The 897-nt window shown below is 62.8% G+C and carries 1 protein-coding gene; it reads right to left on the bottom strand.

The window, feature by feature from the left end; genetic code table 11:
* Positions 1-897, bottom strand: an 897-nt coding sequence (locus QNJ86_RS13835) for a DUF5906 domain-containing protein (protein ID WP_283833236.1), incomplete at both ends; no start/stop codon positions are given.

Below are 897 nucleotides of genomic sequence, written 5' to 3'. Positions count from 1 at the left end.
TACATGGACTCCGACCTGTCGCGGAGCCTCGGCAGCTCGTTGACGCACTGGACCATGAACCCCTTGAAAAGGACCGTGCGCGGCTCCTTGAACTTGCGGTTCAGCTGGAACGGGTCCCCCGTGATGATGGACTTGAGCGCCGCCGCGTCGTCCACGAATGTGCCCGTGTCGTTCTCGTCCGTGATTACGGCGGAAATGCGCATCAGCGGCTCCAGCATGAACGGGGAAGAGAAGTCCTTCAGCGAGATGGACTCCCAGGAACCGCGCCCCAGCAGGTTGCGCATGAGGGAGCACAGCGTGCCCTTGCCGTTGTTGCCGGACGTGGAGTAGAACCATGCGCTCTTGTTCCAGCTGACGCCGGGGCGGATGACCGCTCCGACAATCTGCCACAGCAGCCGTACGATGCTCTCGTCGTCGGACAGCTCGCCCATCCAGGACACGACGTCCCAGTCGGTGCCGTCCTCGTCGTTATGTATCACGGGGTTCGGGGCGTTCTCAACGAAGTCCACGCGCACCTTGCCGGTGAACACGAACTCCGGGTCGAAGCCAAGGAGCATCTTGCTCCCGTAGTCGTACACGCCATTGTTCACAGCGATAAGGTCACGGTCATGACAACGCTCGACGTGCGGGCACACGGAACGGAGAACCGCAATCGTCTCGTAGACGCCGCGAATCGTAATCGCGCTGTCGTAGCTGCGGATGAGCCGCGTCAGACCGTCCTCGGAGACGTCGTAGGTGCCCTCGTTGTCGCCGGACGTCTGGTAGACGCCGATGTCGAAGTTGCCGTCGTCGCCCGCATCCTTCCAGAGGATGCCCACCGCGTGATGCAGCTCGCGCACAATCAGCGCAATCTGGTACGGGTCCAGGTGCTTGCGCAGGCGCAGGCGGGCGTCTCCC

Source organism: Gordonibacter faecis (assembly GCF_030077735.1).
GTDB lineage: Bacteria > Actinomycetota > Coriobacteriia > Coriobacteriales > Eggerthellaceae > Gordonibacter > Gordonibacter faecis.
The sequence above is the reverse complement of the archived record's forward strand: the minus strand, read 5'-3'. Positions and strand labels throughout refer to the sequence as shown.